At 48.9% G+C, this 8,561-nt stretch carries 10 protein-coding genes; 5 read left to right on the top strand and 5 right to left on the bottom strand.

Translation table 11 applies throughout. The features are described 5' to 3' along the window. The first annotated feature begins 233 nt into the window (after window positions 1-233). On the top strand, window positions 234-653 hold the full coding sequence (gene crcB, locus AC1S52_RS01015) for a fluoride efflux transporter CrcB (protein ID WP_482027178.1): 420 nt from the start codon (window positions 234-236) through the stop codon (window positions 651-653). Between the two features lie 14 nt (window positions 654-667). Further along, window positions 668-1,081 carry a fluoride efflux transporter CrcB gene (gene crcB / locus AC1S52_RS01010; RefSeq protein ID WP_482027177.1) on the top strand — a complete coding sequence of 138 codons (414 nt, stop codon included), beginning with the start codon at window positions 668-670 and terminating at the stop codon, window positions 1,079-1,081. A gap of 90 nt (window positions 1,082-1,171) precedes the next feature. Here the strand turns inward: crcB (AC1S52_RS01010) and AC1S52_RS01005 are convergent, their stop codons facing one another. After that, window positions 1,172-1,450 (bottom strand): PepSY domain-containing protein, encoded by a 279-nt coding sequence (locus tag AC1S52_RS01005; protein ID WP_482027176.1) that lies wholly within the window; start codon window positions 1,448-1,450, stop codon window positions 1,172-1,174. Between the two features lie 177 nt (window positions 1,451-1,627). Further along, a complete protein-coding gene (locus AC1S52_RS01000) occupies window positions 1,628-1,930 on the bottom strand; it encodes a DUF6439 family protein (RefSeq protein ID WP_482027175.1) in 303 nt (100 codons plus the stop codon). 54 nt (window positions 1,931-1,984) lie between these two features. On the opposite strand from AC1S52_RS01000, the gene AC1S52_RS00995 reads away from it, so the two are divergent. After that, a complete protein-coding gene (locus tag AC1S52_RS00995) occupies window positions 1,985-2,419 on the top strand; it encodes a sll0565 family protein (protein WP_482027174.1) in 435 nt (144 codons plus the stop codon). Between the two features lie 137 nt (window positions 2,420-2,556). Here the strand turns inward: AC1S52_RS00995 and AC1S52_RS00990 are convergent, their stop codons facing one another. Next, window positions 2,557-3,192, bottom strand: a complete 636-nt coding sequence (locus tag AC1S52_RS00990; RefSeq protein WP_482027173.1) for an acetoacetate decarboxylase family protein — start codon at window positions 3,190-3,192, stop codon at window positions 2,557-2,559. A gap of 37 nt (window positions 3,193-3,229) precedes the next feature. Continuing rightward, on the bottom strand, window positions 3,230-3,937 hold the full coding sequence (locus AC1S52_RS00985; RefSeq protein WP_482027172.1) for an SRPBCC family protein: 708 nt from the start codon (window positions 3,935-3,937) through the stop codon (window positions 3,230-3,232). 455 nt (window positions 3,938-4,392) lie between these two features. Between AC1S52_RS00985 and AC1S52_RS00980 the strand changes: the two genes are divergently transcribed. Together AC1S52_RS00980 and AC1S52_RS00975 are read left to right on the top strand one after the other, a co-directional pair. After that, entirely contained in the window at window positions 4,393-7,116 is a 2,724-nt protein-coding gene (locus AC1S52_RS00980; RefSeq protein WP_482027171.1) for a cation-transporting P-type ATPase, read from the top strand. Window positions 7,117-7,398: 282 nt separating this feature from the next. Beyond that, window positions 7,399-7,554, top strand: a complete 156-nt coding sequence (locus AC1S52_RS00975) for a hypothetical protein (RefSeq protein ID WP_482027170.1) — start codon at window positions 7,399-7,401, stop codon at window positions 7,552-7,554. 100 nt (window positions 7,555-7,654) lie between these two features. Here the strand turns inward: AC1S52_RS00975 and AC1S52_RS00970 are convergent, their stop codons facing one another. Beyond that, window positions 7,655-8,398, bottom strand: coding sequence for a hypothetical protein (locus AC1S52_RS00970; protein WP_482027169.1), 744 nt, complete (start codon window positions 8,396-8,398; stop codon window positions 7,655-7,657). Window positions 8,399-8,561 lie beyond the last annotated feature (163 nt).

Below are 8,561 nucleotides of genomic sequence, written 5' to 3'. Positions count from 1 at the left end.
TTTGTCATTTTCTAAGAAGCTCGAAAATCACATTGGTGCGATTTGGAACTTCATCCATCACTACAACCAGAAGATTCGAGAGAAATTACAACGCGAGCAGATGACTGATTTTTCCCTATCCTTTACCTAATGGCACTACCGTCATTTTTAAGTCACATTCTGGTTCAATGTCTAAATTTAGTACTCTTGTATACGGGTGGTGCTGAACTAGTAATTTTAGTTGAGGGCAATCCATGAATCGTGTTATCCGCACTCCAATTGCCATTGGGCTAGGAGCGATCGCGGGAGCATTAAGCCGTTACTACCTGGGGCTATGGCTTAGCCAGTTATGGGGAACCGAATTTCCCTATGGGACTTTCATCATTAACATAACGGGCTGTTTTGGCATGGGGCTGCTGGCTATTGCCACCCTGAGACCACCCCTCTACCTTCATCCCGATCTCCGTTTACTTCTGACCACAGGCTTTCTGGGATCGTACACGACGTTTTCGAGTTATGAATTAGATACCGTGAAACTGTGGCAAAAGCGTAACGTTGAGGCAGATTTGCTCTACTGGTCGGGCAGTGCCATTTTAGGTTTAGTCAGCCTGCAATTGGGCATTGCTCTAGCAGAACTGGTTTTGAAACTAGTGAACCGAAGAACGGAATTGTAATTCAGTACAGTCCCATGTCATCGATAGTCATTCTACATCCCGTCCTTCTTCTACCCCTGCTCGTTGCGCTGGGCGCAGTTCCAGGCGCACTAAGCCGCTACTACCTGACGCTTCTAAGTACACGCCTGTTTGGAACCAACTTTCCCTACGGCACACTGATGGTCAATCTTTCCGGTGCTTTGCTGATGGGATTTTGTATTACTTTAATTCAAGGACCGTTCATGCAAAATCCTTTTGTGGCATCCCTTAACCCACTGGTTACGATCGGCTTTTTGGGATCCTATACTACGTTCTCAACCTATGAGTTGGATGTCTCAAACCTTTTTAGAATGGGACGTTACAAACAGTCAATTCTGTACTGGTTGGGCAGTCCACTCCTGGGGTTTATAGGGGTAGAATTGGGAATTTTTCTAGCCAAACAGCTTTAACGAAAGGAAACTTCTTTGTTGAAAGAAACTTTAGAAGAGGTTTGATCTGTAACTTGCTAAGAAGTCCCAGATCTAAACCCATCATTTCATTTAATTCTCATTCTCAATCTTGAGAACCTGTCCATCGGGAGCCAGTTCTACCTCTTTTCTCTGGTTGCCATCCAAAATTTTCACCTCGTATTTAACTCTGCCATCGTCGGTCTCCCGCTCTACTGACAGAAATTCTGCATTTGGAAACTGGGTTTTGACCGCATTGGCTACAGGTTCTGGTAATTGGCTAACGGGAATAGCTTCTCCCGCCACCAGCCGACTGGACAATCCAAAGATTGCTGAAGCTAGAACTAAAACTGATAGAAAAAAACGATGCATACCTCTAAAATCCTTAATGCAAAACGAGATTATATTCACATCCGGATCAAACCGTTGCTTCTACCATAGGAAAGACAAAAGTTCTACCATCAAAAAGGTATGGAAATAGAAATCATGCAAAAATTACGGAGGTAATCGGTAATTGCATCTTCCCCATTACCAATTACCCATTTCCCATTATCGATTCCCATGCGTCGGGCAGGGGGGAGCCGAGATCGAGCGATCGAGCCAACCCACTGCTTGCTGAAGCCGCGGTAGTGCCTCCTCTGGCTGATCCTTGAGCAAGAAGACTAAAGCAGCGGCTGCCTGCTCTCCTGCCCGTACTTTACGATTTGACTTGAGACGGTGCCAATTTCCATCGGTAACTGCGAGCTTTTCTAACAACGCTTGGGCAAGTTCCGTCGCCGTAAACTGGCGCAGAGTGGCGAGGTCTTTAGAAATTTCACCTGAATTAGAAGATTCAACCGAAGCATTAACCATAGGATTGGGCATTATTCTTGATAGGTGCCATGATCTTTACTTTACTACGCGCTCATGAAATCTCCTCAGGAGCCATCGCAAAATACAGACGAACAACCGTCTGAAGAACTCAGTTTTGAGCAAGAACTGGAATCAGTTGAACAGTCTTTCCAGGCGCTCAAAGGTCGCTATGCCCAAGTGCAGCAAGACCAGCAAACCCGCTTACAGATCCAACAGCGCCAAGACGAACTCAAACAGCAGTTTCAGCGATCGCCCTCCCCTGAACTGAAGACTGAACTTAAACGCATCCAGGACCGGCTTGATGAACTGGAAATCAATCTGGAAAGCCGTCTCTTTTCCTGGGAGAGCCTGAAGGAACCCTTCTGGCAAATTATTCGGTTTGGCGGTTTGGGAGTTGTGATTGGCTGGATCCTCGCCTACGCTGTGATCAAATCTCCGGCACCAGAACCTCAACCTCTATCGCCTCTTCCAGAAAGTTCCCAGCCCTGAGCCTGTAGCGGTTTGCACCTGGGTGAAGTATAAACGTGTGAAGTACAGTGAGGATGCTTTGCATCCTCACTGTACTTCACACCCTTGAAAAGGGCTATATTCTCAGCCCCGACCCTGACCATCCCCCACCCTCACTCTCAACTCTCAACCCCTGCTGGCGCATCAATTACCAGTGATAGGGAATTGCTGTAGAAGGATAACCAGGATTGACCAAACTCTAGCTGGGAAAAGGGGCTTTCTGTTGGGACATGCAGGTTTACCCTGGCTAACTGAAGATTGAGATTCCCCTGTGCCTTAAACACCAAAGACCTGGCATTGGCTGTACTGAAATTAAACAGGCTGACAGGCAACGGAAGCTGGGGCGATCGCCAGTGGGTAGTGAGCTTACATAGCAAACGATCGCCCTGACTCACTTGCACCCACGGTTGCCCAGTCGTGCCCCATTCAAACCGAGCCATTTCCTTGGGCAGTCCCCAGATCTCTCGCCCTCCCATGACTGAGTCTGGATGGTCTACATAGATATGAGAGATCCAGGAACCAACTCTCCCCGCACCATAGGCGATCGCACTAACGACAATCAACTCGTTATAGGTCAGGGTGGAACCTTCGCCATAGGTGGCAACATAAATTCCACCCAGGGTTTTACCCGGCAGAATTGGGACAAGACTCAATTCTTTTGGAACCAGGGAACGCACATGAGCCACATCAATCAGGTGGAGTGCCGCCAGACAGGCGTGACCTTTAAGATTCCAGGGTGGGGGAGGGTAGGGCATAGCGAAAAGACCATTTGCTTAATTGCGGCTGGTATTTCTAACCAGATGGTTGCCCTTCCGTTGTCGCAATTTCACCCGTTTCCATTAACATCTTGAAGCGTTTCAGGTCATCGCCGATTTGCTGTTCGGGTTCTTCCCCAAATAATTTGGCGATCGCTGCCGTCACCGCACCACCGGGAAGGTTATATTCAATCACCACTTTCACCTCAGTCCCGATACCCAGAGGCGCAGGTTTAAATCGAACGAAGCCAGAATTATCCACATCTGCCCCTTCCACAGAAGCCCAGGCAATCAGATGGTTTTCCTGTTCATTAATAATTTCTGCATCCCATTCCACACTGTTGCCCAAAGGAGCGTTGGCAATCCAGTGAGAGCGGGTGTCGTTCACCACAGTAACCGACTTGAGATGCTTCATAAAAGTGGGCAAATTCTCAAAATTGCGCCAGAAGCGGTACAGTTCTTCCGGGGTCTTACCCATAATCGTCGCAGATTTTTCCACCCGAATTCCTTTATCGAAACCCGTAGCTTCACTCACCTTGTCTTGCAAACTGGTTTGCCCCATTGCACCGTGATAAGCCAAACTGCCACCTGCAACCGCTATGAGCGCACCGCGCAAAGAGCGCTGACTCAACCCCATCAAGACAAGCGTACCGCCGGTAATCAGGGATCCCCATCGTTCTACATCACTGATGCTACCAGCCTGACTTTCTTGTTGATCACGATTCGTTTTAGGTGTCAATTCCATTTGATGATCTCCTTCTAAGCTTCTGCGTCTCTCAAGTCCGGCTCAGGTTCTCCCATGTGGTCACTACCTTAACAACCGCAAATGTAGCTATCGTCTCTCCTGGGAAGGAGGATAATCGGGCTGGCAGAAATCAATATCCATCGGTGATGGGGAGGGGTGTGGGCGAGTGGATAAGAACCATCTACTTATCTACCCATCTACCCGCATCACTTAGCCATAGTTGATAGGATGGCTGAAAGAGTCATTCACTGTTTCACGGCTGGGGTATTTTTGGTGTTGCTGAATCGCAGGATGAACTGCAAAGGCAGTTTCAATTGATCCAACCTCAAATTCTTCCCTGGAATCAGAAACGGTGTATTTTTGCTATTCAAAAGACTTTTTCGTAAACTGTGGGTGCTTGTAGCCTACCCTCTGGTGTTGTAGCCATCATGATGACTCAATCGAATGATCAGACTATGCAAGCCTATTACGCTTGTTCCGTTTCAGAAGTGGCGCGATCACTCCAAATCGATGTGGAACAGGGGTTAGCTGCTGCGGAAGTAGACAAACGGCGTGAGCAGTATGGGTTAAATGAACTCAAGGCAAAACCAGGAAAACCTGCCTGGTTACGCTTTTTGCTGCAATTTAATCAGGCATTACTCTACATTTTGCTGATTGCGGGAACTATCAAAGCTTTTCTGGGTTCCTGGACGAATGCTTTTGTGATCTGGGGTGTGACCGTCATTAATGCAATTATTGGCTTTGTGCAAGAGTCCAAGGCAGAGGGGGCGATCGCCGCATTGGCAAGTGCAGTCACTACAGAAGCAACGGTGGTTCGGGATGGACAAAAGCAGCGGATCCCATCACGGGAACTCGTTCCGGGTGATATTGTTCGGTTGATATCCGGCGACAAAGTTCCAGCAGATTTGAGGCTATCTCAGGTGCGTGGGTTGCAGGTAGATGAGTCCGCGCTAACGGGAGAGTCGGTTCCGGTCGAGAAAACGGTTCAACCACTGAATGATAAGGCACCGCTGGCAGAGCGAACCAACATGGCTTATGCGGGCAGTTTTGTCACCTTTGGACAGGGCAAAGGCATTGTGGTCGCCACCGCAGGCGCAACGGAAGTAGGGCAAATTTCCAAATCGATCGAGCAAAGTACCAATTTAAGCACTCCCCTGACCCGCAAGTTTGCCAAATTTAGTCAGACCTTACTCTATGTGATTCTGGCACTGGCGGCACTTACCCTGGCAGTTGGGGTGGGGCAGGGCAGGGAACTGACAGAAATGTTTGAAGCCGCAGTTGCCCTGGCAGTTAGCGCCATTCCAGAGGGACTACCGGCGGTAGTGACTGTAACACTGGCAATTGGGGTAAACCGGATGGCACGCCGTCATGCCATTGTCCGCAAGTTGCCTGCGGTAGAAACGCTGGGAGGTGCCACCGTCATCTGTTCCGATAAGACAGGCACCCTGACCGAAAATCAGATGACAGTACAGGCAATCTATGCCGGTGGAACACGGTTCCAGGTCAGTGGGACGGGTTACGATCCCGATGGGGCGATCGCACCCGCCACCTCGACCGATTCCGAGCAACAACTTTCGCCGCTATCGTCCACTGATCCGGCAGATGCAGACGTGTTACAAGAATGTCTGGTTGCCGGAATACTTTGCAATGACTCCCATTTAGAGATGCAAGAGGAACGATGGGTAGTGGTTGGAAACCCGACTGAAGGGGCTTTGATTACGGCAGCTAAAAAAGCAGGTTTAAGCCAAGCTGAGCAAGTCAAATTGCGACCCAAATTGGATGCTATTCCCTTTGAGTCGCAGTTTCAATACATGGCGACGCTGCATCGAACCTCCTCTGGCAACGTAATCTATGTTAAGGGATCGGCAGAAGCCATCCTCAGCCGATGTCAGAAGGGACTGGATGCGCATACCCAACCCGTTCCACTGGATCAGGAGTTGATGCGGCAGGAAGTGGAGCACATGGCAAAGCAAGGTTTACGGGTACTGGCATTCGCCAAAAAACCAGTCCCCGAAACCAAGCGATCCCTGACCCATGAGGATCTGGAGTCGGGTTTAATGTTTTTGGGGCTACAGGGAATGATTGACCCACCCCGTCCAGAGGCGATCGCGGCAGTCCAGGCATGCCGCTCCGCCGGAATTCAAGTGAAGATGATTACGGGTGATCATCTGACAACTGCCACGGTGATCGCGGAGCGGCTGGGCTTACAGAAGAATCAGCAGGTGATTGGATTTAACGGACAACGACTGGCAGAAATGGATGACTCCGAATTGGCGCAGGCAGTTGAGGAAGGAGTCGTTTTTGCCCGCGTTGCCCCGGCTCAAAAATTGCGGTTGGTTGAGGCATTGCAGTCTAAAGGCGAAATTGTCGCCATGACCGGGGATGGGGTGAATGATGCGCCCGCCCTGAAACAAGCCGATATTGGAGTGGCAATGGGCGGAAGTGGAACCGATGTTGCCAGGGAAGCCGCTGATATGTTGCTGACCGATGATAACTTTGCATCGATTGAAGCGGCGGTCGAAGAAGGACGAACCGTTTACCAAAACCTGCGTAAAGCGATCGCCTTCATTTTGCCGGTCAATGGGGGGGAATCCATGACCATTTTGATCAGTGCCATCTTTGTCAGAGAGCTTCCCATTCTGTCCTTGCAAGTGCTGTGGTTGAATATGGTCAACTCAGTCGCCATGACGGTTCCGCTGGCGTTTGAACCCAAGTCAAACCGGGTCATGCAACAAACTCCCCGTAATCCGCGTGAACCCCTCCTTTCCGGCAGTTTGTTGCAGCGAATTCTGGCGGTATCCGTATTTAACTGGATTCTGATCTTTGGCATGTTTGAATGGGCGCGGCAAACCACAGGAGATCTGGCAATCGCTCGAACGATGGCAATTCAGGCACTGGTTGCCGGTAGGTTGGTCTACCTGTTAAGCATTAGCCAGTTAGGGGGAGCGATCGTCGCCAAACTGATGGGTCGCCCCGGATCGATTAGCCGTTCTCCGGCGATCGCTTTGGGAATCCTTGCCACCATCGTTTCCCAGTTCATCTTCAGCCAATGGAGCTTCATGAACCTGATCTTTAAAACGGCACCTTTAAATCTGAATCAATGGCTGATTTGCCTGATCCCAATTCCACCGATGCTGTTGTTGACGGTGTTTGTTAACCGGATCGATCGCCCGGACTGAGGATTAGGGCAGGGGAGCAAAGGAGCGGGAATGAGGGCTGTGCAGTGCGTGAAATCACTGATTGCCGGAAGGTCTATCACAGGTCAATCCTCCATCAAATCACTGCTCTGATCCGGGAAATTCTAGATACTACTTTCAGTCACTCAGGCTGGAGTTCCTGAATCGAAGGGAAGGGGGGTGATGGGGTAATGATTACTCCTCCACTCCTCCACCCCCCACTCCCTTATCCCCTTCCATCCACCTGGGGCAACAGTCCAATTCTCTGGTAAATCGGGCGAATATTTGCCGCAGGGTGGGCAGCGCGATCGCTTATTGGCAGCAGGTAAAACCAAGATGCAAGTTGTCGGCGCGGTCATGCATAAGTTGATCCGCATTATCTATGGGGTGCTTCATTCAGGTCTGCCGTTTGACCCAGCCAAACTCGGTCCCACCCCTTGACCCCCAAAACAGTATCTACGCGAGGGGCGATCGCGCTACGCGTGAGAGGGCGATCGCACTAGCAGGAAGGAGAGAAAAGAAAGGAGGATTGCGCTACAGGTCAAGATTCCCAATGAACCCACTTTTTACCAGGATAAAAGATTGGAGAACTGCTGTAGTCACCGAAAACTTCTGTTGGCTGAAGGCATTCCATGACTTCTCGCTGGCGATTAACTAATTCATCTAAAGTCGCATTCCACGGTTCTGGGACAAGATCCAGTTGAATGCCTTCCCATTCTGTATCGCGAATAAATGCGCCACATTGAGCAAGCTGCTCTCGTCCAATTAACCTAATTAAATATGGTTCAAACCAAGTTCTGGCTTGAACTGGATTGGGACCGTATTTGGCTAGCTCAAATGCTCTAATCGTTTGTTTTGGCAAATATTTTTTATAATCACCATCCCAAGAAGTCAAAACATACCCAAAAATAGGTTTTAGTTGGCATGCAAAAGCACTACTAACATCAAAAATTTCTTTAATTATATTCGGATCAAAACTTCTTGTATCCTCAAATTTTAAACGGAAGACGCTGGGTGCAAAACGTTTATTTGATTCATAATAAAGCGTATAAGTAGGCGGCGGCTGGCGATAAAGATGAACTAGTCCATAGTTGCCAATATCTTCTCCATAAAATAAGACTTCATCTTTTACATACGCACGCTTAGAACTAGGACGTTCATCCTTTGCCCAGTGAGTTGGCATATATTTAGATGAAGCGTGAAGTATATCTAGATGCTGTTCTATATCCTCAACGGAGTTAAAGCTACCTAGCTTAAAAAGATGAATGGTAATACTGTCCGGCATACAAACACCTCTCAAATAAAGCGCGATCGCCCCTCGCCGTAGCGATTGTCTTGAAAGTCAAGCGGAAATGAAAAATTGATGGGATTGAGATTTGAGCAGGACAAAATAGATTGCTCAATCCTCTTCTATTGAGCAACCAAAAGGTAACAACCAAGCGTGAGTC

This window comes from Kovacikia sp. CALU 1929, from assembly GCF_056784235.1.
Note: the sequence above shows the minus strand (reverse complement) of the source record. Positions and strands in the feature narration are given on the sequence as shown.